Source organism: Luteimonas sp. S4-F44 (genome assembly GCF_022637415.1).
In the GTDB taxonomy this organism is placed as follows: domain Bacteria; phylum Pseudomonadota; class Gammaproteobacteria; order Xanthomonadales; family Xanthomonadaceae; genus Luteimonas.
This window is the reverse complement of sequence record NZ_CP093340.1, coordinates 1,130,846-1,156,276: the sequence shown is the minus strand read 5'-3', so window position 1 is coordinate 1,156,276 and position 25,431 is coordinate 1,130,846. Positions and strand designations below refer to the sequence as shown.

Genomic DNA, 25,431 nt, shown 5'->3' with positions numbered 1-25,431 from the left:
TCCGGTCGCGCGCGGCGCTGCCGCTTAGAATGGCCGCCCCCCGTTCGCGCCGGCATTTTCGATGGCCAAGCAATACGACCGTGCCTACTTCGACCGCTGGTACCGCGCCGGCGACATCGGCGGGCCGGCGCGCCTGGCGCGAAAGGTCGCGCTCGCGGTGGCGACCGCCGAGTACCATCTCGAGCGGCCGTTGCGCAGCGTGCTCGACATCGGTTGCGGCGAAGGCGCCTGGCGCGCGCCGCTGCGCAAGCTCCGCCCAAAAGCGCAGTATCTGGGCTTCGATGCCAGCACCTACGCGGTCGGTCGGCACGGACGCACGCGGAATCTGCACCTGGCGCGGTTCGGCGATTTCGCGATGCTGCGACCCTGCCCGCCGGTCGATCTGCTGGTGTGCAGCGACGTCATGCACTACCTGGACACGCGCGAGCTCGATCGCGGCCTGCCCGGTCTGGCCGAGCTGTGCGGCGGCGTCGCGTTTCTGGAGACCTTCGCCCGCGAGGACGGCGCCGAAGGCGACGACGACGGCTTCCGGCAACGTCCGGCCCGCTTCTACCGCACGCGGTTTACCGGCGTCGGCTTCCGCCCGCTGGGCTCGCACTGCTGGCTCTCGCCGGCCCTGGCCGACGCCGCCACGGCGCTCGAACTGGTGCCGACGACGAGCTGAATCCGGCCGCAATCCCGCAGGACGCGTTCATGCGGCCTAGAATATGTTGCAACGCACAACCCGCCCCCGGATACCCGTCATGCTGTTCTACCAAATGCACGAACTCGGCCGCGCGTGGATGAAGCCGTGGACACTGCTGGCTGACGCCACCGCGCGCGCCTACGCGCCCGGCGGCACCTGGCTGTCGCAGCTGGCGGGCGCCGACCAGGTCGCCGCGGCCAATGAACTGCTCTACCGGATCGGCAAGGACTACGAGAAACCGGCCTTCGACATCCATTCGGTCGAGCACAACGACCGCACCTATCCGGTCGTGCAACTCGACGAAATGGAACTGCCGTTCTGCAAGCTGCTGCGCTTCAAGCGCTACACCGACGATCCGGCGCACCTGGAGGTGATCCGCGCCCAGCCGCGCGTGCTGGTGGTCGCGCCGCTGTCGGGCCACCACGCCACCCTGCTGCGCGATACGGTGCGCACGCTGCTGCGCGACCACAAGGTCTACATCACCGACTGGGTGGACGCGCGGATGGTGCCGACCGAGTCCGGCGGGTTCTCGCTTGACGACTACGTCGCCTACATCGAGACCTTCATCCGTCACATCGGCGCCGAGGATCTGCACGTGATCAGCGTCTGCCAGCCCACTGTGCCGGTGCTCGCAGCGGTGTCGCTGATGGCCGCACGCGGCGAGCCGACGCCGCGCTCGCTGGTGATGATGGGCGGGCCGATCGACACCCGACAGTCGCCGACCGCGGTCAACAACCTGGCGACCGAAAAGCCGCTGTCGTGGTTCCAGCACAACGTCGTCCACCCGGTGCCGATGAACTATCCGGGGCGCGGGCGTCTGGTCTATCCCGGCTTCCTGCAGCACATGGGCTTCATGGCGATGAATCCCGAGCGGCATCTGGAATCGCACCGTGCGTTCTACGAGAACCTGATCAAGGGCGACCTCGAGGACGCACAGGCGCACCGCCGGTTCTACGACGAGTACAACGCGGTGCTCGACATGCCGGCCGAGTACTACCTCGACACGATCCGCGTGGTGTTCCAGCAGCACCTGCTGCCGCGCGGACGTTGGGTCGTGGCCGGCGAGCCGGTCGATCCGTCGCAGATCACCGGTACCGCGCTGCTGACGATCGAGGGCGAGCTCGACGACATCTCCGGCGAAGGCCAGACACGCGCGGCGCACACGCTGTGCACCGGCATCGCCGAGGCCGACCGCGCCCACCTCACCGTCGAGGGCGCCGGCCACTACGGCATCTTCAGCGGCCGCCGCTGGCGCAACCAGGTCTACCCGCAGGTCCGCGACTTCATCGCCGCGCACGGCGGGCCGGCCGCGCCATCGCAGCGCACCGCGGCCAAGACGCCATCGGCCCCGCGCAACGGCAAGCGCAAGCGCGGCTAACGCCAGGCCCGCCGCCGCCTCGTAAACCGGGGTCAGAGTGCAATTTCGCGAGGCGAAATTGCACTCTGACCCCGGTTTTGTTTTTGCAGAGCCGGAACGCGATCCCCGGCCCGCGCGATGCGCTCCCGAGGACGAACGCACTGCGCGAGCGGCAGACGCAAGAGTCCTTCCGACCAGGCGAGAAACCCGAAAAAAGAACCCCGCTTCCGGCAAGCGGAAGCGGGGTTGGATGCCGCGCGCCGATGGCTCAGGCGCGGGTGTCTTGCCGTGCGCCCTGCGGCCTGCCGGCGCCCTGGCGGTGCGGCCTGGGACCGGCGTGCGCATGGGCGCCGCGTTCCTGGGGCTTGCCGTGGCCGCGCGCAGCGGGCTTGCGCGGCGGACGCTGGCCGCCGGGCTTCTGCTCGCCCATGCGCGCGCCCGGACGACCGCCGGCCGGCTGACGACGCTGACCGCCGCCGTTCTTCGGGATCGGCGTATCCAGCCGGACCGGCTGGCTCGGCTCGTAGCCCTCGACCGCGCTCATGTCGATCTCGGCCTTGAGCATGCGCTGGATCTGGCGCAGCAGACCGCCCTCCTCCGGCGACACCAGCGACAGCGCCTCGCCCGACGCGCCGTTGCGGCCGGTCCGGCCGATGCGGTGCACGTAGTCCTCGGCAACCATCGGCAGATCGTGGTTGATCACCAGCGGCAGGTTCGGAATGTCGAGCCCGCGTGCGGCGACGTCGGTCGCGACCAGGATGCGGGCACGGCCGGACTTGAACGCGTCCAGCGCCTTCTGCCGCTGCGCCTGGCTCTTGTTGCCGTGGATCGCGACCGACGGCAGACCGGACTCGGCCAGCTGCTCGGCCAGTCGGTTGCAGCCGTGCTTGGTCTTGCCGAACACCAACACCTGATCGGTGTGGCGCTTGGACAGCAGATCGACCAGCAGATCGCGCTTGCGGCTGTTGTCGACCGGGTGGGCGCGATGGGCGATGGTGTCGGCGATCGTGCTGTTGGCCGCGACCTGCACCTGCTTGGGATCGCGCATGAACTCCAGCGCCAGTGCCTTGATCCGCGGCTCGAACGTGGCCGAGAACAGCAGCGTCTGGCGTGCCTTGGGCACACGGCCCAGGATGCGCTTCATCTGCGGCAAAAAGCCCATATCGAGCATGCGGTCGGCCTCGTCGAGCACCAGCACCTCGACCGCGTCGAGCTTGGCGTGGCCCGAATCCATATGGTCGAGCAACCGGCCCGGGCAGGCGACGAGGATGTCGACGCCACGGCGCAGGTTGTCGATCTGCGGCTGCATGCCCGCGCCGCCGAAGATCGTCGTGACGTTCATGCGCAGGTGGCGGCCATAGGCCTTGAGATTGTCGGACACCTGCACCGCGAGCTCGCGGGTCGGCACCAGGATCAGCGCGCGCGGCTTGCGCGGCCCCTTGGGCGGGGTCTCCTTGGCCAGGCGCTGCAGCAGCGGCAGGCCGAACGCGGCGGTCTTGCCGGTGCCGGTCTGGGCACCGCCCAGCACGTCATGGCCGCCCAGTACCAGCGGAATGGCTTCGGCCTGGATCGGGGTGGGGGTGGTGTAACCGGTTTCGGTCAGCGCGCGCAGCAGCGCGGGCGACAGCCCGAGGGTTTCGAACGTGGTCATGCATGGACTCCTGTGGGCCAGTCCACGTCCCGGCGGCCCACGCGTGCGGGCGACAGCCGATGGCCGTGACGATGGCGATGGACCCCGGAGCTATCCGTAAACCGCGCTGCGAGATCCGATGTGACGGCACCGGGAACGCCCGGGCACCGTGTCTGCGCGACGAAAGACGTGCGGGATAAGGACCGAGAACGGCGCGAAACGCCGACGGCATACCAGGATCGTGACCGGGTCCGAGGACCTTGGGTGGGCGACCGCGCTGCAGGACCCGGCCATTCTAGGGCACCACGGCCCGCGGCGCCATCGCCGCCGGTCGGGTCTGTGCGTTGCGCAGCGCATATGGCACGCTCCGTCGGGTTCCCGTTCACGGAGTTCCCGATGGCTTCTGGTTCCGGCGCTCACGGCGGCGCGATCACGCTCGGTCGCTGGCTGCTGGCCGCGGCCCTCGTCGTCGCCGGCGCGCAGCGCCTGTGGGCGGCGCTGCGCGGCGTGCCGACCTCCGACACGACGTTGGCCTTCAGCCTCGCGCAGTTGCTGGTGGGGGTGCTGATCGTCGCCGGCTGGCAGTTGCGCTGGACCGCGCTGGCGGCCATGGCGCTGGTGCTCATCGATGCCGTGCTCTCGCATCCGTTCTGGGCCGTCCGCGCCTCGGCCCGCACCGGCCAGATACTGCAGTTCCTGCAGCAACTGGGACTGGCCGGGGGCTTTTTGTTGCTCTCGGCCATGGCCCCGAGGCGCTGACCGATGGCCGCCGACGCCCACGACACCACCGGCCAGTTGGTGCAACTGGTCGCGTTGCTGGGCGCGGCGGTGGTCGCGGTCCCGCTGTTTCGCCGCTTCCGGCTGGGCTCGGTGCTCGGCTATCTCGCCGCGGGTCTGGCGATCGGTCCGTTCGGCCTGGGCTGGTTCTCCGATCCCCAGGCGATCCTGCATGTGGCCGAGCTGGGCGTGGTGATGTTCCTGTTCGTGATCGGCCTGGAAATGCGGCCCTCGCATCTGTGGGCGCTGCGCCGGCAGATCTTCGGACTGGGCGCCTTGCAGATCCTGCTCGCGACCACGGCATTGACCCTGGTGGCCTACGCCTTCGGCTTCCCCTGGCCGGTGGCCTTCGTCGGCGCTGCCGGCTTCGTGATGACGTCAACTGCGGTGGTCATGCAACTGTTGTCGGAGCGCGGTGAGATCGCCTTGCCGCACGGCCGCAAGATCGTCTCGGTGCTGCTGTTCGAAGACCTGCTGATCGTGCCGCTGCTGGCCTCGATCGCGTTCCTGTCGCCGACGCCGGAGGCCGCGGCCGACGCCCCGTCGCGCTGGATGGCGATCGCGATCGGCATCGGCTCGCTGGCCGCGCTGGTCGTGGCGGGCATCTACCTGCTCAATCCCCTGTTCCGGATCCTCGCCGCCGCCCGCGCGCGCGAGGTGATGACCGCCGCCGCGCTGCTGGTGGTGCTCGGCGCCGCCCTGCTGATGCAGTTGGGCGGGCTGTCGATGGCGATGGGCGCGTTCCTGGCCGGCGTGCTGCTGTCCGAATCCGCATTCCGGCACCAGATCGAGGCCGACATCGAGCCGTTCCGCGGCCTGCTGTTGGGCCTGTTCTTCCTCGGCGTGGGCATGGCGCTGGACGTGGCGGTGGTGGTCGAGGACTGGCCGCTGATCGTCTCGGCGGTGCTGGCGCTGATGGCGACCAAGGCGCTGTGCATCTACGTCGTCGCACGGGTCACCCGCAGCGGTCATCGCGAAGCGCTCGAACGCGCGGTGCTGATGGCCCAGGGCGGCGAGTTCGCGTTCGTGCTGTTCGCCGCCGCGGCCGCGAGCGGCCTGATCCAGGCCCGGGTCAGTGCCACACTCACCGCCGTCGTCGTGCTGTCGATGGCGCTCACGCCGCTGGTTGTGCTGGCAACCGGACGCTGGACCTCCCGGCGCGACCGGCCATCGCTCGAGGGCGTGGAGGCCGTCGCCGACCAGACCGGCAGCGTACTGATCATCGGCTTCGGCCGCTTCGGCCAGGTCATGAGCCAGTCGCTGCTGGCCCGGGACGTCGACGTGACCATCATCGACACCGACATCGAGATGATCCAGAGCGCCGCCGAATTCGGCTTCAAGGTCTACTACGGCGACGGCACCCGGCTCGACGTGCTGCACGCCTCGGGCGCGCACAGTGCCCGCGCGATCGCGGTCTGCGTCGACGATCGCCATGCCGCCGACCGCATCGTCGAACTGGTCACCCACGAATTTGCCCAGGCCCGGTTGCTGGTCCGCGCCTACGACCGCGAGCATGCGCTGAAGCTGGTCAATGCCGGCGTCGACGTGCAGGTGCGCGAGACCTTCGAATCGGCGGTGCTGTTCGGCGCCGCCGCGCTGCGCGCACTCGGGGTCGACGACGACGAAGCCGATGCGATCGCCGCCCAGGTGCGCCGCCTCGACGCCGAACGCTTCGATCTGGAAACCGCGAGCAACGACACCCGCGCCGGCATCCCGCTGCTGATCAAGAACACCGACGCGCCGGGCCCCAAGCCCGTGCCGTTCACCCGGCCGCGGCGCGAGGGCCGGTCGTTGAACGCCGGGGCGACGGTCGATCCGGCGGACGCACCGCCCGGACGGGACTGACCTCGGGCGCTTCGGACCCATGGCACGGCGATTGCCGGCCGCCGGGACGACCGGATGCGCCGACAACGCAGCGGACGATCACAGCGCAACGCGTTTGCGGTTGTCCGACGAGACCCGGTCGATCAACTTGTTGTAGGGATCGAAACCGGCTTCGTACGGCGCCGCATCGACAGTCACGGTGATCTCCGGATCCGGATCGGTGATGTGATGCCGCTCCAGGTACAGCACTTGCTCATCGCGTTCCTTGCCGGAGGGACCACGTGCGAACACGCCAACCTCGATCCAGTCGTCCATCGTGCCTGCCGTCTCGCGTCCGGTCCCGTCCGCGTACCGTTTGGCGGCATGTAGCTTCAAAGTGACGTCGAAGCGCCCGTCCTCGCGCCGTCTCGCCGTCGCGGACTCGACCCGGTTGTCGTAGAAGCCGATCTTCTCGAACAGGTCGGTGATCAAACCTTGCTGGTCCGGACGCGCTTCTGCGCGGATGTAGTCCAGCAACTCGCGTGAGGTGGTGTACGGCGGCTGCTGATAGCCCTTGTCCTGGAGGAATCGTTTGAGCGCTCGGTTGAGCGCCGCTTCGCCCAATTCCTCGCGCAACCGGTAGAACACCAGCGACCCCTTGCGATAGTGGATGTACGGCTGGTTCTCCACTCGGTACAGCGGCAGTTCCTCGATCCGTTCACCGCCCCGGTCGCTCAGATACCGGTCCAGCTCGTACTTCAGGAACTGACGCATGCGGGCGCGTCCGTATTCGCGCTCCATCACCATCAGGGCCGAGTACTGCGCCAGCGATTCGGACAGCATCGTCGCACCCTGCACGTTCGCACCGATCACCTGATGCGCCCACCACTGATGGGCGACCTCGTGGGCGGTGACGTAGAACACGTAGTCGACCTTGTCGGCATCGCGCAGGTCGGCGATGAAACCGATCGACTCGGAGTACGGCACGGTGTTGGCGAACGCCTGGGCGAAGCTGGCATAGCCGGGAAACTCGATGATCCGCAGTTGGCGATGCTGGTACGGGGTGAAGTTCTCCTCGTAGTACGCCAGCGACTTCTGCGCCGCTTCGATCATCCGGCCGACATTGAACGGGTGCTTGGGGTCGTAGTAGACCTCGATCGGGATGTCGCGGTAGGTCGCCTTCCGAACCTGCCAGCGCGCCGACAGGAACGCGTAGAAATTCAGCATCGGCCGATCCATCGCATAGCGGAAGCAGCGGCGACCGTCGCGCTCGAACTCGCGCTCCAGATAGCCCGGCGCCAGCGCGATCTGATCGGGCGCGGTGCAGATGGTGGTCGAAAAATCGATCCAGTCCGCGTCGTCGCCGATGTACGGGTTTGCGCGCGCGGCTTCGTCTTCGAGCTTGGGCATGCGGCGCGGCTCGCCGAGATCGCGCTTGCGGCGCTCGTTGCGGTCGTCGATCTCCAGGCGCGCGTTGTAGCCAAACTGGGGAAACAGGTCGCTGTCGAAGAACGTGCCGTTCTCGACGAACGCCGTCTGCGCCTGATCGTTGGTGATGCCCGTGGGGCGGAAGTCCAGACGGAAGCGGAAATCGCGCTGTTCCCCCGGCGCCAGCGGCGTCACCAGGCGGTAGATCCGGTACCCCAGCGGCACCTCGTGCTCGAGCAAGGTCTGCCCACCGAGATCGACCTCGACGAGCGCGCGGTCCTCGCTCATGCCCAGATGCACGTCCTGGATGGGCGTGGGGTGTGGATTGCGCACGGTGTAGACGAGTTCGCCGCTCATCGATTGCGTCTCCGGGTGCAGATCGAGATCGGACCGGCTGGCGATGATCCGGGGCTGGGGCAAGGCCGCGTACCGCTTGTACTCGCGCTCGTAGCGTGCGCGCAGGTCGAGCTGGCCGTCGGGCGAAACGAAGTCGTTGCGGATGTTGGTGTTCCAGTACAGGACCCCGCCCAAGCCGACGAACGCCACCAGCGTCACCGCGAGCGCCACACCCAGGCCACCCCGCAGTTGCGTGCGCATGCCGGCCAGCCGCTGGCGCGGGCCGTTGTCACGACCGCGCACCCACAGCGACGCGGCCAACAACAACAGCGCGGTGACGAACAGGCTCCAGTAGCCCTGGAACGCCAGTTGGCCCACCAGGAAGTGGCCGTAGCCGTTCATGTCCGAATACGGCGCGTTCGGCCACCCGCCGATGATGTAGAGATTGTGGGTGAAGTCGAGCGTGCCGAGCACCGCCTGCGCGACCAGCACCAGGACCAGCAGGCCATAGCCGATGAACTTGTTGTTGGCGAACACCTGCAGGGCGAGCGCCAGCCCGCCCATCACCATATAGGGAATGGAATCGAGCACCAGCGCTTGCAGGTACACCGTCGGTTCGAGTTGGACTTGGCCCTTGACCAGTTGGATCGCCATCGCCATGACCATGCCCAGCGCCTGGAACAGCACCACCACGACCAGCAGGGTCAAGCATTTGGCCAACAGCGGAATGCGGTTGGCGACGGGCATCGCGTCGACGACCTCGCCGAGCTTGGCCGCGCGCTCCTTCCAGACCAACTCGCCGGCATAGAACATCACCACCAGCAGGAGCAGGAAGCTGTAGCTGCCGCGCAATGCATCGAGCAACTGCGAGGTCGTCGGATAGACACCCGTGCCGTACAGCGATTGCTGCGAGAACGCCGACGGCACGAAGTTGACGATGCCAAACAGCAGCATCACGAGGAACGGGACGCTGCGCAGTACCCCGGCGGTGTCGAAACGCACCTGCCGCCAGGTCTGGGTCCACGAGGTGGCCCTGCCGAACGTGGGCTGTGCACGGATCGGCGCACGCGCCGGCACGACCGTGGCCGCGGGCGGCGAGCCCACGCGCGTGCGCCGACGCCGCCACACGCCGCGACCGGTCCCGGTGCGCTCGGTGCGAAACAGCGCAAAGGTCGCGACGAACAGCGCCAACCCCACGCAGATCCACAACGCCCTGTTGGCCAACAGGTACTCCCCCAGCGCCGGCAAGCCGGTATTGCGCTCCTCGGCCGACCAGTAGCGCACCGTGCGCGACAGCGCACGGCCGCCCAGCGGCTCGAGCAGCGTCGCCAGCCAGACGTTGTCGATGTCCTGAAGAAATGTGGCACTGACGCCGTAGAGCACGAAGAACGCGAGGACGCCGATATAGACCCACAGGATCGACCGGGTGGTCACCGCCAACAGCGACAGCAGCGCAGTGACGAACAGCAGGTTCGGCAGCACGATGACACCCAGCGCCCATAGATAGGGACGCAGCGACACCGGTCCCAATCGGACTGGGTCGATCCACGGCATGAACTGGGCGACGAACAGGCCGATGGCGATGATCACGAACACCGCAAAGCTGGCCAGCATCGCCGCGGCGATACGGCCGAGCAGGTAGTCGCGACGCCGGACCGGTCCTGCGAACAGCAGGTCGGCGGTGCCCTGCTCGAAGTCGCGCAGCAGCGCGGTACTGACGAAGATCGGCACAATCAGCATCGTCAGCAGGGTGAACACCCCAAACATCTGCGCGATGACCACCGGCGCGTTGCGGTGCACGTTGCCGATCGCCTCGCCCATCTGGATGGCATCGCTGGACGCGGCGCCGAAGCCCAGCAGCGCGAACAGCACAGCCAGGAACCACAGCAGCGGGGCACGCAGCTGCTGACGCAGCTCGAAGCGGAAGAATTCGATCAGCATGTCGCGCTCCCGATCAGGCGGCCGGCGCGGACACGGCCTGCTGCCTGGCCTGCAGGCGCAGCCGTTGGAAGTAGACATCCTCCAGATCCGGTTCGATCTGCACAAAGCCCGCATCCGGGCGTTCGGCGCTGTGCACATGAATCACCGGCTGGCCGGCGACCAGGCGCGTCGACAGCACGGTGTGGGCCGCCTCGTAACCGGCCAGCGTCTCCTTGGTGACCTGCTTGCGCCAGACTTGCTGCGAGAGCGCGGCGATCGCGTCGGTCGGGCGCCCGGTCAGCAGCACCTGGCCGCGGTTCATGATCGCCATCGTCGGACACAGATCGGTCACGTCCTCGACGATATGCGTGGAGAGGATCACCGCGACGTCCTCGCCGATCGCCGCCAGCAGGTTCAAGAACCGGTTGCGCTCCTCCGGATCGAGGCCGGCGGTGGGCTCGTCGACGATCACCAGCCGCGGATTGCCGAGCAAGGCCTGGGCGATGCCGAAGCGCTGGCGCATACCGCCCGAATAAGTCCCGAGCTTGCGCTTGCGCGCCTCCCAGAGGTTTACCTGCTGCAGCAGACCGTCGACGACCTCGCGTCGGACCTTACGCTCGGTCAGCCCCTTGAGCACGGCGAAATGCTCCAGCAGGTCGAGCGCGCTGACCTTGGGATAGACCCCGAAATCCTGCGGCAGATAGCCGAGCTGCCTGCGCACTGCATCCTTGTCGCGCAGGACATCGATCGTGCCGCCCTCGCCCACCAGGGTCACGCTGCCGGCGTCGGCCGACTGCAGCGTCGCCAATGTCCGCATCAACGAGGACTTGCCGGCGCCGTTGGGGCCCAGCAGTCCGAACATGCCGCGCGGGATGTCGAGGGTCACGCCGTCAAGGGCGCGAACGCCGTTGGCATAGGTCTTGGTGAGGCCATCGATCGCGAGCATCGCAGTTCCAGTCCATCGGCATGCCAGCGCCGATCGTCGCGCCCGCACCGCGCTGTGCGCATGGGTCGAACGTCACCCTGCCATCCGGGTCGCCTACCGCGGCGGGCCGCGGCGGACCGGGCCCGCATGACCTTCGACACCCCCGGGCACCCGGGGGCAGGCGTAGAGTGCGCGCTCACAGGGCGCCGTCCGGCGCCGCTCTCCCGGAGACTGTCTTGATTGCCATCGTTCCCAAGCGCCTGCTGCTGACCGGCGCCGTCGTACTCGCGCTGTCCGCCTGCTCGGGCGGCCAGGACGCCGCGGCCCCCGCCGCCGACGCACCGCAGACGACCCAAACGCCGACGTTCCACCTCGACGAGGCCTCGCTGCCGCCCTACAACCGCTTCCTGATCGACGATCTGGACACGACCAAGAATGCCTGCGCCGACTTCGGCGGCTACGTCAACGGCAAGTGGCTGGCGGCCAATCCGATCCCCGGCGACCGCAGTTCGTGGGGCGCGTTCGAAATGCTCGACGAGCGCTCGACCGCGGTCCAGCACCAGCTCGCGCAGCAGGCGGCCGAACACGGCGACGCGACCGGCATCGAGAAGCTGGTCGGCGATTTCTGGGCGACCGGCATGGACGAGGCCGCGATCGAGGCCCAAGGGCTGGCGCCGCTGCACGATGAGCTGGCCGCGATCGATGGCCTGACCGACAGCGCGTCGATCGCGCAGTGGCTGCGCGCGAGCGCGGCCAAGGGCCAGGGCTTCTTGTGGGGCATCGGCGCGATGCCGGACTTCAAGGACTCCTCGGTCAACATCGCCGCGACCGGCCAGGGCGGCCTCGGTCTGCCCGACACCACCTATTACAGCGCCGCCGACAAGGCCGGCATTCGCGAGGCCTATGTCGCCCACATCGCCAAGGTGCTCGAACTGTCCGGCGTGCCGGCCGAGCAGGCCCAGGCGCAAGCCAAGGACGTGATGGCGTTCGAAACCCGCATCGCCAAGGTCTCCAAGTCCCGCGAGGCGTTCTCGCGCGATGTCGGGCTGTACTACAACCCGATCCCCGTGGCCGAGGCCGACAAGCTCACGCCGAACTTCCCGTGGACGACGTTCTTCGAATCGCAGGGCGTCGCGGTGCCGCAGACCCTGTCGCTGTCGGTGCCCGAGTTCCACCAGGAAGTCGACAAGATGCTGGTCGACGTGCCGGTCGAGCAGTGGAAGGCGTACCTGCGCTTCCATCTCGTCGACGGCGCCTCGCCGTACCTGTCGGACGCCTTCGTGCAGCAGCACTTCGCGTTCTACGACCGCACGCTCGGCGGCCAGAAAGAAATCGAGCCGCGCTGGAAGCGCGTGCTCGGCACGGTCGACAACGAGATCGGCCACGCGATGGGCCAGCTGTACGTGCAGGTCGCGTTCCCGCCCGAGTCCAAGGCCAAGATGGAGGCGTTGATCGCCAACCTCAGCGACGCGCTCAAGCAGCGCATCGAGAACCTGGAGTGGATGAGCCCGGAGACCAAGCGCAAGGCGCTGGCCAAGTGGGAGACGTTCGAGCCGCGCGTGGGCTACCCCGACAAGTGGCGCGACTGGAGCGGCCTGACGACCTCGCGCGACAGCTACCTGGGCAACGTGCTGGCGGCGACCGAGTTCAACTACAAGTGGGATCTGGGCAAGATCGGCAAACCGGTCGACAAGTCCGAGTGGGGCATGCGCCCGCAGACGGTCAACGCGTCCTATAACCCGCTGGCCAACCAGCTGACGTTCCCCGCGGCGATCCTGCAGCCGCCGTTCTTCGACCCCGAGGCCACCGACGAGATGAACTACGGCGGCATCGGTGCGGTGATCGGCCACGAGATGACGCACGGCTACGACGACCAGGGCGCGCGCTTCGGGCCGACCGGCAACATGGAGGACTGGTGGACGCCGGCGGATTTCGCCGGCTTCAAGGCGCGGACCGGCAAGCTCGTCCAGCAGTTCAACGACTACCGTCTGCCGGATGGTCGCGCACTCAATGGCAACCACACGCTGGGCGAGAACATCGCCGACCTGGGCGGCCTGGCGACGGCCTATGACGCGATGAAGAAGGCCACCGCCGGCACGCCTGACCCGATGACCGATGGCATGACCCGCGACCAGCGCTTCTTCCTGAGCTGGGCGACGGTGTGGCGCCGCAACTTCACGCCCGAGCAGCTGACCCAGCGGCTGGCGACCGACGAGCACGCGCTGTCGTCGTTCCGCGCGATCGGCGCGCCGTCCAACCTGCCGGCGTTCGCAGCCGCGTTCCAGTGCAAGCCCGGCGACCCGATGGTGCGCGACGGCGAGCGCCAGGTGGTGATCTGGTAACGCCCCGGCCAGCCCCGATCGGCTGACCAACGAGGCCCGGCGGCGACGCCGGGCCTCGTCGTTTCCGGCCCTGGCATCGCAACGATGCCGGCCGGCCGGCTGGTCCCGCACCCCCTGCGCGCGTCTGCACGTCGCGCACTTGCGCGCTTGCTAGACTTGCGCGCATCACGCCGAACGGAATCCGCAATGCCGATCCATGCCACCCTCGCCCGCCCGGCGCTGCTCGCCGCATCGATCGCCCTGCTCGTGGGCCTGAGCACCGATGCCGACGCCCAGCGCCGGCGCGCAGCCGCCCCCAAGGGCCCGCCGCCGGTGACCGCCTGCAGCGATCTGTACGCCGTCGTCAACAAGGACTGGCTGGCCGCCAATGTCCTGGTCGCCGGCCAGGGCACACGCTCGGCGCTCGGCGAGCTGCAGGCGCTGGCGCAACAGCAGCAGTACGACCTGCTCGATGCCGCGATGCAGGCGCCGCAGAACAACGTGCAGCAGTTGCTGGGCGATTTCTGGGCCAGCGGCCTGGACGAGGCCGCGGTCGAGGCCGACGGCGCCAAGCCGATCGCGCCGCTGATCGCGCGCATCGACGCCATCCGCCGCACCCGCGACATCGCGCCGTCGATCGCCGCGCTGCATTCGGTCGGCATCCCGGTGCTCTTCAATTTCGGTGCCGAGGTCGACGTGGCCGACCTCAACCGCGACATCGCCTACTTCGTGCAGGGCGGCCTGGGCCTGCCCGACCCGGCCTACTACAGCCGTGGCGATGCCCAGACCCAGGAGGTCTTCACGCAGTACACCCAGTACGTGCGCAACATCCTGGCGCTGACCGGGACCACCGAGGACCGGCTCGAAGCCGACACCGCGCTGGTGCTCGACCTCGAGCGCCGCATCGCCGCCGCCTCCAAGTCGCTGGCAGACATCCGCGACCCGCGCACCCAATACGCGCTGGTCGACGTCGCCGGTCTGGACAAGCAGTACCGACGCCTGCAACTGGAGGAATTCCTCCAGGCGCAGCACGTCACCGCCCAGCAGGTCTCGCTGGCCGATGCAGCGCTGTTCCAGCAACTCGACACGTTGGTCAACACGCTCAAGCCCGAGCAGTGGAAGGCCTACCTGCGCTTCCATATCGGCAATGCGATGGCGCCGTACCTGTCCAAGCGCTTCCGCGATGCCGAATTCGATTTCCACGGTCGCATCCTGCGCGGCGAAGCCGCCCAGCCCGAGCGCCGTCAACAGGTGATGGCGGCGATCAACCGCGCCGCCGGCCCGATGGTCTCGCGCGAGTACATCGGCCGTTACCTGCCCGACGCCACCCGTGCACGCGCCGAGACGATCGCAGGCCAAGTGCGCGACGCACTGGGCCGCGGCATCGACCGCAGCACCTGGATGAGCGATCCGACCAAGGCCGAAGCGCGCGCCAAGCTGGCGAAGCTGCGGATCGAGATCGGCACGCCGGTGCAGGACATCGACTACACCGTCCAGCCGATGGGCCGCGGCAGCTTCGGCAGCAACATGCTCATCGCCGCGACCTGGCGCCACGGCCAGGAAATGCGCCGCATCGGGCAGACCAATGCCGCCCGCCGCTGGGACGTGCTGCCGCAGACGCCGGCCCTGGCCTACGACCCGGCGCAGAACCGGATCATCGTCTCGGCCGCGGTGCTGCAGGCGCCGGTGCTGGACATGGCCCAGGACGGCGCCGCGCACTACGGCACTTTCGGCGCGCTGGTCGGCCACGAAATGAGCCGCGCGGTCGACATCAAGGGCAAGTTTGTCGACAGCAACGACGCCCTGCGCACCTGGTGGACCCCGGCCGATGACGCGGCGTGGCTGCAGACGACCGACCGCCTGGTCACCCAGTACAACGGCTATCCCTATCCCGGCCTGACCGGGGTCAACGTCAACGGGGCATTGACCCGCGACGAGAACGCCGCCGACCTGGCAGGCGTCGAACTGGCCTGGGATGCGCTGCAGCAGGCCTCGCCTGAGCTGGCCAAGCCGTCCCGCGAAGCGTTCTTCAACGCCTGGGGGCAGCTGTGGCGGCAGCAGTCGGCAGTCGATACCGCGACGCGCAACGCCGCGACCAGCCAGCAGGCCCCCGGCCAGTGGCGCGCCAACGGCCCGGTCGCCAACCTGCCGGCGTTCGCCGAGACGTTCCAGTGCAAGGCCGGCGACGCGCTCAACCGCAAGGCCGAGGATCAGGTCCGGATCTGGCGTTGAGCCGAGCTTGCGGCGGGGTCAGAGTGCAATTTCGCGTGGCGAAATTGCACTCTGACCCCAGTTCCATTCCCGCCGTCGAGAACAACCAAGAAGAAGGCCGCACAGTGTGCGGCCTTCTTCGTTTCCGATCAGTGTGGATCCATCGAGGCATCCGCTTCGGGAGCGACCCCGCCCGCTTACAGCCGCCGCACGTGGCGCCGACTGCGATTGAACGGCGGACGGCCGCGCCAGTTCTGGATCAGCAGCCAGCCGAACAGCATACCGCCCAGATGCGCGAAGTGCGCCACGCCCGAGCGCGTGCCGGTGATGCCAAGCACCAGCTCGACCAGGCCGTAGACGATGACCAGGGTGCGCGCCCGCATCGGGATCGGCGGGAACAGCAGCATGATCCGCTGGTTCGGAAACAGCATGCCGTAGGCCAGCAGCAGGCCGAACACCCCGCCCGACGCGCCGAGCGTGGGATAGGGAAACGCCCCTTGCGTCAGCGACCACGTCACCACCGCGAGCTGGCACAGCCCGGCGCCGACCACGCACACCAGGTAGTAGGTCACGAAGCGGCGCGTGCCCCAGGTGTACTCGAGCTGGGAGCCGAACATCACCAGCGCCAGCATGTTGAACACCAGATGCGCGAGATTGCGCGGGTCGTGCATGAAGCCGTAGGTCAACAGCTGCCACGGCTGGAAGCCCAGCCCACCGGCGTCGGCACCGCCCAGCGGCCAGAGCATGAACGGCGCGAGCAAGCCGCCGATCACCAGTTGCAGCAGGAACACCACGACATTGATGGCCAGAATCACTTTGACGGCCTGCGGCAACCTCGGGAACATCGGCACTCCTCGTTATGCACGCCCATGATACCGGCGCACCGTGTCGACTGCGTCGCCGTCAGTCGCGCGCGTCCGGTCCCCACAACACCGCATCGAGCCCATCGTCGGCCGGCATGCGTACGCGCCCTCGCACGACCGTCACGCCTTCGGCGCGCAGCCGGCGCACCTGCTCCTCGAAGCCGGGCGAGCCGTCGGGAAATGCAATGCGCCCATCGCTGCGGACGATGCGGTGCCAGGGTAGCGTCGGCCCATCGTGCTCGCGCAGCACCCGCGCCACCATCCGTGCGCGGCCGGGCAATCCGGCGCGGCGTGCGATATGGCCATAGCCGGCGACCCGTCCGGCGGGCACGGCGCGGATCGCATCCACAATGCGCGCGTGCGGGTTCTGGTCGGGCGCCTGGGACGGCGATACGGGCCGCTCGGCCCGTCCGGTCTTCGCTTGGCGGCCCGGCGTCACACCCAGCCGAAGTGGTGGAACACCCGGAACAGGCCGTAGGCGATGCCGCCCGACATCGGGATCGTCAGGATCCAGGCCCAGATCATCTTGTTGACCACCGACCACTTGATCGCATTCAGCCGCTTGGCGGTGCCCACGCCCATGATCGCCGAGGAGATGTTGTGGGTGGTCGAGACCGGAATGCCCAGCGACGAGGCCGCCAGAATCACCGACGCGGCGCTGGTCTCGGCCGCGAAGCCGTGGATCGGGTGTAGCTTGACCAGCTTGTGGCCCAGTGTCTTGATGATCCGCCAGCCACCGGCGGCGGTGCCCGCGGCCATGACCAGGGCGCAGGAGATCTTGATCCACAGATCGATGTCGCCGTCGTTGAGCGCGGCCTCGGACGGGTGCAGGAACGCCAGCCAGCCCGGCAGGTTGTCCAGCGTGCCCACGCTCTGCGCACTGACCAGGGTCAGCGCCACGATGCCCATCGTCTTCTGCGCGTCGTTCATGCCGTGGGCGAAACCCATGCCGGCAGCCGAGACGATCTGGCTCTTGCCGAAGAACGCGTTGACCCAGCGCGGCCGCGCGATGCGCGCCAACACGCCGCCGCTGCGCGCCATCATCGAGATCACGAAGAACAGCACGCCCATCATCAGAAAGCCGGCCGCGAACCCCAGCACCGGCGAGCTGACCATCGGCACGACCACTTTCCACAGCACGCCGGCGCTCTGCCAGAACGGCGTCGCCGGCTCCGACCACACCACCACGTCGAAATTGTTGGACGCCGCGGCCAGCGCGGCGCCGATCAGGCCGCCGATCAGCGCATGCGAGGACGACGACGGCAGGCCCCACCACCAGGTGATCAGGTTCCAGATGATGCCGCCCAGCAGCGCGCACAGGATCAGCTGCGAGCCGACGTCGATTACGCCGGCGTCGATCAGGCCCGAGGAGATCGTCTTGGCGACCGCGGTCCCCATCAGCGCGCCGATCAGATTCATCGACGCCGCCAGCCCAACCGCCTGCATCGGCGAGAGCACCTTGGTGGCGACGACCGTCGCGATCGAGTTGGCGGTGTCGTGGAACCCGTTGATGTATTCGAACACCAGCGCGGTCGCGACCACGATCAGCACGAGGGTCAGCATGGTCGGCGGCCCGTCAGGAGTTCTTGAGCACGATCTCGTAGGCCACGACCCCGGCTTCGCGGCAGCGGTCGATGGCCTTCTCGAGGATCTCGAAGAACTCCTTGAGCAGGAACATCTGCAGCGGATCGAGCTTGCCCGAGTAGATGTCGCGGTAGAGCTCGAGCATCAGCCGGTCGGCCTCGTTCTCCAGCGCGCGCAGCTCGTCGTTGAGCGCCTTCATCGGCTCGAGCTTCATGCTGCGCAGGGTTTTGACCATCTTCACGACCACCGCCGAGGCCTGTTCGAGCATCGCCGCGCGCGGCGCGAAGTCGATGTGCTCCAGGTGCTGGGTGGCCAGCGAGTAGCGATCGGCGAACTTCTCGATCTGCTTGGGGATCTTGTACAGCGCCGAACCCAGCGCCTCGATGTCCTCGCGCTCGATCGGGGTGATGAAGCTGTCGACCAGCGCCTGGCTGATCTTGTCTGAGGCCTCGCGCTCGCGCATGCGCGCCAGCTTGAAGGCATCGAGCGCGGGCTGCCGATCGGCGTCCTTGAGCATCGCGTGCAACGCGATGGCGCTGTCGTGCGCGGCGACCGCCGCCTCCTCGAGCAGGGTGTAGAACTGGTTACCTTGGCCGAAGATGGTTTGCAGGGAGAACATGCCGACGCCTTTGTCCGCGCACCCGCGGGGCCGGGCGCTTGCGCAAGGGCGAATTATGACGGCTCCATGACGCCTGCGACCAGCCCGGACATGCCCAGGGCCCTCACGCGGGCACCTGCTATAGTCCGGCCCGCGCCCTTCTGCGCTGCCCGCCCCCCATGGACGACGACTCTAGACCGCCCTCCGCCCGCCGATGCCCCCGCCCGCCGGCCTTCATCTCCGGCCATGGCCTGAATCCGGGCGACGTCGATGCTTGAGCTGATCCTCATCGTCCTGGCGCTGATCGCCTGCAACGCGTTTTTCGCGCTGTCGGAAATGTCGGTCGTGACGTCCCGCAAGCCGCGCCTGAAGCAGATGGCCGAGCGGCGCGGCGCGCGCACCGCCCTGGAACTGGCCCAGCATCCCGAGCGCTTCCTGTCGACCGTCCAGGTCGGCATCACGCTGATCGGCGTGCTCACCGGCATGCTCGGCGGCGACGCACTGGGCAGCGCCATCGGCAGCTGGCTGGCGTCCAGGCTGCCGGCGCTGGGCGCCTATGCGACCACGTTCGGCACCGTGCTGGCCGTCGGCCTCATCACGTTCCTGACCATCGTGCTGGGCGAACTGCTGCCCAAGCGGCTGGCGCTGCTGGCGCCCGAGCGCGTGGCCAGCGTGGTCGCGCTGCCGATGCATTGGCTCTCGCGCATCGCGACTCCGGCTGTATGGCTGCTCAGCGCTTCGGTCCGCGGCCTGCTGCGGCTGCTGCGACTCAACGACACCGAAGCGGCGCAGGTGACCGAAGAAGAAATCCGCATGCTGGTGAGCGAGAGCCACGAGCAGGGCGTAATCGACACCGACGAGCGCAACATGGTCAACCGCGTGCTGACGCTGGGCGACCGCGACGCCGAGACGCTGATGACGCCGCGCACCCGGATCGCCTGGCTCGACGTGTCGGCCAGCTTCGAGGAGAACCTGGCGCGGATGCGCGACACGCCCTACTCGCGCTACCCAGTGCTGCGCGGCAACGACGCCGATGTGGTCGGGATCCTGGAGATCAAATCGCTGATCGACCGGTTCGATGCCGGGGCTTTCGATCTGTTCAAGTACCTGCGCGAACCGCTGTTCGTGTCCGAATCGACACCGGCGATGAAGCTGCTGGAGATCCTGCGCGAGAACCAGCAGTCGCTCGCGCTGGTGGTCGACGAGTACGGCGACATCACCGGCATGGTCACGGTCAACGATGTCGTGGAAGCAGTGATCGGGCGCACCCAGAGCAGCGGTGTCGACGCCTCGCCACTGGTGGTCACGCGCGACGACGGCTCGCTGCTGGTCGACGGCAGCCTGTCGGTCGAGGCGGTCCGCGAGCTGCTCGGCGGTGGCGCGCTGCCGGGCGAGGACGAACACATCTTCCACACCGCCGCCGGCATGACCATCGCCCAGTTCGGACGCATCCCCAACGTCGGCGAGCATTTTGACGCCAACGGCTGGCGCGTGGAGATCGTCGACCTGGACGGGCCACGCGTGGACAAGCTGCTGCTGCAGCGGCTGCCCGAGCACGAGGCCGACGATGCGGCCTGACCGGCCGGAGCTGCGTTCGCGCGAGGAAGCCTCGACCCGGGAACTGCTCGCGGCGATGGCGGCGGGCGATCCTGGCGACCAGTTGCGCTTCCGCGACCTGCTGGCTGGCCTGGACAAGCGCGTGTTCGGCATGATGCTGTTCGTCGCCACACTGCCTGCGTTCATCCCGATCCCCGGGGTCGGCGGCGCAGTCGGTGGCCCACTGGTGATCTTCGTCGGGCTGCAGTTGCTGATCGGGCTGCGCAAGCCGTGGCTGCCCGGCTTCATCGCCGAGCGCGGCCCGCACCGCAGCGCCGTGAAGCGCTTCGAGACCGTGCTCGAGCCCTGGTTCCGACGCCTGGAGCGAGTGAGCCGCCCGCGCCTGCCGGGCGTCCTCGACCATCGCGCAGCGACCATGTTCACCGGCCTGTTGCTGGTGCTGCTGGGCATCTTGCTGGCGCTGCCGATCCCGTTCACCAACTATGTCTTCGCCGTGCTGCTGCTGGCCTACGCACTGGCCCTGCTCGAGCGCGACGGTGCCCTGCTGCTGGTCGCCTGGGCCGCCGGCCTGCTGGCGATCGGGGTGTTCGGCGTGCTCAGCGGCGCGCTGGCCGCCGCCGCGACGGACTGGCTCTCGCGGCTCACCTAGCCTGGCGCCGCAGCCGGCGGATCAGCGCTGGCGTTCGCCGGCCAACTGCGCCATGCGCTGGGCATCGGCCAGGATGCCGCGCAGCAGCCGGACCTCCTTCTCGTCGAGCCCGGTGCGCACGAACAGCCGGCGCAGCTTGCGCATCGCCGACTCCGGCGCCCGCCCCTTGTGAAAGTCGATCGCCTCGAGCGTGTCGGCCAGTTGGGCAAAGAAGCCTTCGAGCTGGGCATGCGGCACGGCGTCCGTGGAGACCGGCGCGACCGCCGACGGGGCCGCGGCCTCGCCCAACAGCGCCAGCCGCAGTTCGTAGCTGAGCACCTGGACCGCGGCGGCGAGGTTCAACGAGCTGTAGTCGGGATTGGCCGGGATGTGCACGGCCGCATGGCACAGCTGCAGTTCCGAGTTCTCGAGCCCGGTGCGCTCGCGCCCGAACACCAGCGCGACCTCGCCGCCGTCCAACGCCTGCGCATGCGCCGCGGCCGCGGCCTCGCGCGGACGCAACTCGCGCAACTGCACCCGCCGGCTGCGTGCGGTGCAGCCGAGCACGAACCGGCAATCGGCGACCGCATCGGCCAGGGTGTCGAAACGCGCGGCCGAGGCCAGCACGTCGTCGGCGCCGGCGGCCATTGCCTCGGCCTCGGCATGCGGAAACTTCTGCGGCGCGACCAGCACCAGACGGTGCAGCCCCATCGTCTTGAGCGCGCGTGCGGCCGAGCCGATGTTGCCGGGATGCTGGGTGCCGACGAGCACGATGCGCAGGCGCGCAGCGATCGTGTCGGGCGAAGAGTCAGGATTGAGGGGCGCTTGCATGCCGCGAATGGTAAACTGCCCGACCGGCCAAGCGCCGGCACCGCTCTTTTTCCCCTCGAACCCGCCCGCGCCCGGAGTCGTCCGCGATGCTTCAACCTGCTGTCAACATCATGGTCAAGGCGGCGCGTGCCGGCGGCAACGTCCTGCTGCGCAACATGCACAAGCTCGACGCGCTCAACGTCGTCGAGAAGGCCCGACTGGACTACGCCAGCGAAGTCGACGGCCTGGCCGAAGAGGCGATCGTCAAGGAATTGCGCCGGGCGCATCCCGATTACGCCATCCTCGGCGAGGAAGGCGGCGCCAAGCCCGGCCGTGGCGGTGCGAGCCGCTACACCTGGGTCATCGATCCGCTCGACGGCACCAGCAACTACCTGCGCGGCTTCCCCCACTGGTGCGTGTCGATCGCGCTGGTCGAGGGCGGCGAGCCGCTGCACGGGGTGATCTTCGATCCGCTGCGCAACGAACTGTTCACCGCCACGCGCGGCGCCGGCGCCCAGCTCAACGAACGCCGCATCCGCGTCGCCGACCGCAAGGACCTGTCGGGCGCGATGATCGCCACCGGCTTCGCCCCGCGTGAGCGCAAGCGTGCCGGCGCGCAGCTGCGCGCGGTCGACGCCTTGCTCGAGTCCGCCGAGGATGTTCGCCGCGCCGGTTCGGCCGCGCTGGACCTGGCCTACGTCGCGGCCGGCCGTTGCGACGCCTACTTCGAGGCCGGCGTGCACCCCTGGGACATCGCGGCCGGCGTGCTGCTGGTCCGCGAAGCCGGCGGCCGCATCAGCGACTTCAAGGGCCGCGCCACCGGTCCGATGAACGTGGCCATGGCGGGCGGCCGCCCGATCCTCGCCTCCAATGTGCGGCTGATCGAGCCCCTGCAGCAGGTGCTGGTGTCGTCGGGGTATGCGAAGGAGTTCGACTGAGCCTGCGGGTCCGTTAGCTGCAGGATTCGCGCGCACGGCCCCAGCAGCCGGAGCGCACGCTCAGAAACAGAAAAAGCCACGCATTGCGTGGCTTTTTTCGCCCCAGCCCGAACAAAAACCCTGGGTCAGAGTGCCTGCTGCCGACGCCCAGCGTCGGCAGCACACCGCTTTACGGCCGGCGCGCCAGCGCCGCTTCGTCCTTCGCCTTGGGCAGCAGGTCCTGCTTGGTGACGCGCAGCACGCCGTAGGTCAGCAACGGGCAGGCGATGAAGATCGACGACAGCGTGCCGACGACGGCGCCCATCATCTGGGTCAGCGCCAGGCCTTCGAGCGAACCGCCGCCATAGAGGAACAGCGCCAGCACCGACAGGAAGAACACCAGCGAGGTGATGATCGTGCGCGAGAGCGTCTGGTTGATCGAGCGGTTGAAGATCTCCAGCGGCTCGGCGCGCACGCCGCGGAAGTTCTCGCGCACGCGGTCGAACACCACGATCGTGTCGTTGATCGAGAAGCCCATGACCGACAGCAGGCCGGCGAGCACGGTCAGATCGAACTCGCGGCCGGTCAGCGAAAACAGCCCAGCGACCACCAGCACGTCGAACAGCGTGGTCACGCTGGCCACCACCGCGAACTTCCATTCGAAGCGCACGCTGATGTAGAGCAGAAAGCCCACCAGCACGAAGATCGCCGCGTAGATCGCGTTCTTGCGCAGGTCGCCCGAGACCTGCGACCCGATCGCCTCGGTGCTCAGGATCCGGCCGGGATTGCTGTCGCTCGAGGCCGCCGCCAGCACCTGCTGCGCCAGCTGCGTGTTGCCGTCCACGTTTGCCTGCTCGTCGCCGCGGACGCGGATCAGCAGATCGTTGCCGCTGCCGAAGGTCTGCACCTGGGCATTGGCGATACCGGCGGTCTCGAGCCGCTCGCGCACCTCATCGACGCTCACCGGCTGCTCGAAGCGCACGTTCACCGCGGTACCGCCGGTGAAGTCGAGCGCGAAGTTGAAGCCCTTCAGGCCGATCACCGCGATCGAGGCAACGAACAGCAAGGCGAACAACGACACCCAGACGTGGCGCAGCCGCATGAAGTCGATGCGGGTGTCGCTGGGAACGAGGGTCAACGGGAAAATTTTCATGGGGTCTCTCCCGTCAGATCGCCAGGGACTTGAGTTTCTTGCGCGGCGCGTAGATCAGCGTGACCAGCGCGCGCGAGACGACGATCGCGGTGAACATCGAGGCGACGATACCGATCACCAGCGTGACCGCGAAGCCCTGCAGCGGGCCGGTGCCGAAGGCGTACAGCGCGATGCCTGCGATGATGCCGGTCAGGTTGGAGTCGAAGATCGTGTCCGAGGCCTTCTCGTAGCCGGTCACGATCGCCGCCTTGGGCGGCATCCCGGCCCTGAGCTCCTCTCGGATACGCTCGTTGATCAGCACGTTGGCGTCCACCGACAGGCCGATCGACAGCGCTAGACCGGCGAAGCCGGGCAGCGACATCGTGGCACCGAACAGCGACATCACCGCGACCACGATCAGCAGGTTCAGGATCAGCGCCAGGCAGGTGACGATGCCGAACATGCGGTAGTACAGCATGAAGAAGATCAGCGTGAACACGAACGCGTAGAGCACCGCGGTGACGCCGCGCTCGACGTTCTCCGCGCCCAGGCTCGGGCCCACGACGCGTTCTTCGACGAAGTCCATCGGGGCGGCCAGTGCGCCGGCCTTGAGCTGGCGGGCCAAGTCGTTGGCCTCGTCGCGGCTCAGACCGGTGGTCTGGAACTCGCGTCCGAACACGCCGCGGATCGTCGAGGAACTGATCACGCGCTCGACGGTCCGTGCCGAACGCACTTCCTCGCCATTGACGACGCGCACCGTCGGGATGCGCTCGACGTAGACGATGCCCAGGCGCTGGCCGACGTTCTCCAGCGTGTGGTCGAGCATGCGCTTGCCGCCCGCGCTGTTGAGCGTGATGCTGACCGACGGCATGCCGGTCTGCTGGTCGGTCTGCGGATTGGCGTTGATCAGCTGATCGCCCGAAACGAGGATGCGCCGCGAGAGCAGCAGCGGGCGGTTGTTCTCGTCGTAGTACACGCGCGAGTCGGCCGGGATGCTGCCCGAAGCCACTGCGGCGGCAGCCTGGTTCTCGTCGCCGGTCACCGCGCGGAACTCCAGCGTGGCGGTCGCGCCGATCAGGCGCTTGGCCTCGGCGGTGTCCTGCAGGCCGGGCAGCTGGATGACCAGGCGGTCCTCGCCCTGGCGCTGCAGCACCGGCTCGGCGACGCCGATCGAGTTGATGCGGTTGGAGATCACCGTGCGATTCTGCTCGACCGCGTCGGTCGCGATGCGGGCGATCTCGCTCTGCGACAGGCGCACGGTGATGCGGTTGCCATCGACGGCGATCTGCGGGCCGCTGCCGGCCACGCCCTGCCCCGACGCGCTCGCCAGGCTGGTGGCGATGTGCTGACGGGCCTGGTCGACGTTGGCGCCCTCGTTGAGGACCACGCCGATGCTGTTGTCGGCCCGGCGCTCGACGCTCGAGTAGCCGATGCGATTGTCGCGCAACACGGTGCGGATGCCGTCGGCGTAGCCGTCGACGCGCTTTTGCAGCGCGGCGGCCTGATCGACCTGCATCACGAAGTGCACGCCACCCTGCAGGTCCAGACCCAGCGACATCGGCCGGGCGCCGAAGCGCGACAGCCAGTCGGGCACGGTCGAGGCCAGGTTCAAGGCGACCGAATAGTTCTCGCCCAGCGCCGGGCGCAGCGTGTCGGCGGCGGCGGTCTGGGCGTCGGCATCGTGCAGGCGTACCAGCAGATGGCTGTCGTCGGCCTCGGTGCCGACCGGCGTCACGCCGGCGTCCTTTAGCAGGCCGTCGACCTGCTGGCGCAGCGCATCGTCGATGCGCGCCTCGCTGGTGCTCGGGGTGATCTGTATCGACGGATTCTTCTGGTAGGCGTTGGGCAGCGCGTACAGCGCGGCCAGCACCAGCACCAGCAGGATCAGGACGTATTTCCAGCGCGGGAATTCGAGCATTGGCTTGCCTCGGGCGCCGCGCAGGCGGCGC

18 protein-coding genes and 1 pseudogene are annotated in these 25,431 nt (G+C 68.4%); 9 read left to right on the top strand and 10 right to left on the bottom strand.

Annotation, left to right across the window (positions count from 1 at the left end):
* Window positions 1-61: 61 nt before the first annotated feature.
* Window positions 62-664, top strand: coding sequence for a class I SAM-dependent methyltransferase (locus MNO14_RS05260; protein WP_241945693.1), 603 nt, complete (start codon window positions 62-64; stop codon window positions 662-664).
* A gap of 43 nt (window positions 665-707) precedes the next feature.
* Window positions 708-1,982: pseudogene (phaZ, locus tag MNO14_RS05255) on the top strand (polyhydroxyalkanoate depolymerase); the annotation flags it as partial.
* Between the two features lie 328 nt (window positions 1,983-2,310).
* Here the strand turns inward: phaZ and MNO14_RS05250 are convergent.
* Window positions 2,311-3,693 carry a DEAD/DEAH box helicase gene (locus tag MNO14_RS05250; RefSeq protein WP_241945691.1) on the bottom strand — a complete coding sequence of 461 codons (1,383 nt, stop codon included), beginning with the start codon at window positions 3,691-3,693 and terminating at the stop codon, window positions 2,311-2,313.
* A gap of 375 nt (window positions 3,694-4,068) precedes the next feature.
* On the opposite strand from MNO14_RS05250, the gene MNO14_RS05245 reads away from it, so the two are divergent.
* Window positions 4,069-4,431: a hypothetical protein gene (locus MNO14_RS05245; RefSeq protein ID WP_241945690.1), complete on the top strand. Its 363-nt coding sequence runs from the start codon at window positions 4,069-4,071 to the stop codon at window positions 4,429-4,431.
* A gap of 3 nt (window positions 4,432-4,434) precedes the next feature.
* Window positions 4,435-6,294 (top strand): monovalent cation:proton antiporter-2 (CPA2) family protein, encoded by a 1,860-nt coding sequence (locus tag MNO14_RS05240; RefSeq protein WP_241945689.1) that lies wholly within the window; start codon window positions 4,435-4,437, stop codon window positions 6,292-6,294.
* Window positions 6,295-6,372: 78 nt separating this feature from the next.
* Here MNO14_RS05240 and MNO14_RS05235 read toward each other — a convergent pair whose 3' ends face one another.
* Both MNO14_RS05235 and MNO14_RS05230 read right to left on the bottom strand, forming a co-directional pair.
* Complete coding sequence (locus tag MNO14_RS05235) at window positions 6,373-9,957, bottom strand: M1 family aminopeptidase (protein WP_241945688.1); 3,585 nt, start codon at window positions 9,955-9,957, stop codon at window positions 6,373-6,375.
* 13 nt (window positions 9,958-9,970) lie between these two features.
* A complete protein-coding gene (locus MNO14_RS05230; protein WP_241945687.1) occupies window positions 9,971-10,882 on the bottom strand; it encodes an ABC transporter ATP-binding protein in 912 nt (303 codons plus the stop codon).
* A gap of 218 nt (window positions 10,883-11,100) precedes the next feature.
* On the opposite strand from MNO14_RS05230, the gene MNO14_RS05225 reads away from it, so the two are divergent.
* Together MNO14_RS05225 and MNO14_RS05220 are read left to right on the top strand one after the other, a co-directional pair.
* The gene (locus MNO14_RS05225; RefSeq protein WP_241946266.1) at window positions 11,101-13,203 is read left to right on the top strand and encodes a M13-type metalloendopeptidase; all 2,103 of its coding nucleotides are present in this window, start codon (window positions 11,101-11,103) and stop codon (window positions 13,201-13,203) included.
* A 186-nt stretch (window positions 13,204-13,389) separates the two neighbouring features.
* Window positions 13,390-15,414: a M13 family metallopeptidase gene (locus MNO14_RS05220; protein WP_241945686.1), complete on the top strand. Its 2,025-nt coding sequence runs from the start codon at window positions 13,390-13,392 to the stop codon at window positions 15,412-15,414.
* Window positions 15,415-15,590: 176 nt separating this feature from the next.
* On the opposite strand, the gene MNO14_RS05215 is transcribed toward MNO14_RS05220, so the two are convergent.
* The 4 genes from MNO14_RS05215 to MNO14_RS05200 all read right to left on the bottom strand — a co-directional run bounded on the left by MNO14_RS05215 (window position 15,591) and on the right by MNO14_RS05200 (window position 18,459).
* The gene (locus MNO14_RS05215) at window positions 15,591-16,238 is read right to left on the bottom strand and encodes a rhomboid family intramembrane serine protease (RefSeq protein ID WP_241945685.1); all 648 of its coding nucleotides are present in this window, start codon (window positions 16,236-16,238) and stop codon (window positions 15,591-15,593) included.
* A 58-nt stretch (window positions 16,239-16,296) separates the two neighbouring features.
* Entirely contained in the window at window positions 16,297-16,608 is a 312-nt protein-coding gene (locus MNO14_RS05210) for an MGMT family protein (RefSeq protein ID WP_241946265.1), read from the bottom strand.
* An 83-nt stretch (window positions 16,609-16,691) separates the two neighbouring features.
* A complete protein-coding gene (locus MNO14_RS05205) occupies window positions 16,692-17,819 on the bottom strand; it encodes an inorganic phosphate transporter (protein WP_241945684.1) in 1,128 nt (375 codons plus the stop codon).
* 13 nt (window positions 17,820-17,832) lie between these two features.
* Entirely contained in the window at window positions 17,833-18,459 is a 627-nt protein-coding gene (locus MNO14_RS05200) for a DUF47 family protein (RefSeq protein WP_241945683.1), read from the bottom strand.
* Between the two features lie 249 nt (window positions 18,460-18,708).
* Here MNO14_RS05200 and MNO14_RS05195 point away from each other — a divergent pair, with 249 nt between their 5' ends.
* Both MNO14_RS05195 and MNO14_RS05190 read left to right on the top strand, forming a co-directional pair.
* Window positions 18,709-20,016 (top strand): hemolysin family protein, encoded by a 1,308-nt coding sequence (locus MNO14_RS05195; RefSeq protein WP_241945682.1) that lies wholly within the window; start codon window positions 18,709-18,711, stop codon window positions 20,014-20,016.
* Window positions 20,006-20,644: an exopolysaccharide biosynthesis protein gene (locus tag MNO14_RS05190; RefSeq protein ID WP_241945681.1), complete on the top strand. Its 639-nt coding sequence runs from the start codon at window positions 20,006-20,008 to the stop codon at window positions 20,642-20,644. Before MNO14_RS05195 ends, MNO14_RS05190 begins: the two co-directional genes overlap by 11 nt.
* A 21-nt stretch (window positions 20,645-20,665) precedes the next feature.
* Here MNO14_RS05190 and MNO14_RS05185 read toward each other — a convergent pair whose 3' ends face one another.
* On the bottom strand, window positions 20,666-21,454 hold the full coding sequence (locus tag MNO14_RS05185) for an RNA methyltransferase (protein WP_241945680.1): 789 nt from the start codon (window positions 21,452-21,454) through the stop codon (window positions 20,666-20,668).
* An 86-nt stretch (window positions 21,455-21,540) separates the two neighbouring features.
* Here MNO14_RS05185 and MNO14_RS05180 point away from each other — a divergent pair, with 86 nt between their 5' ends.
* Complete coding sequence (locus MNO14_RS05180; RefSeq protein ID WP_241945679.1) at window positions 21,541-22,371, top strand: inositol monophosphatase family protein; 831 nt, start codon at window positions 21,541-21,543, stop codon at window positions 22,369-22,371.
* Window positions 22,372-22,540: 169 nt separating this feature from the next.
* Here MNO14_RS05180 and secF read toward each other — a convergent pair whose 3' ends face one another.
* Together secF and secD are read right to left on the bottom strand one after the other, a co-directional pair.
* Window positions 22,541-23,503, bottom strand: coding sequence for a protein translocase subunit SecF (gene secF / locus MNO14_RS05175; protein WP_241945678.1), 963 nt, complete (start codon window positions 23,501-23,503; stop codon window positions 22,541-22,543).
* Window positions 23,504-23,516: 13 nt separating this feature from the next.
* On the bottom strand, window positions 23,517-25,400 hold the full coding sequence (secD, locus tag MNO14_RS05170) for a protein translocase subunit SecD (RefSeq protein ID WP_241945677.1): 1,884 nt from the start codon (window positions 25,398-25,400) through the stop codon (window positions 23,517-23,519).
* Between the last annotated feature and the right edge of the window lie 31 nt (window positions 25,401-25,431).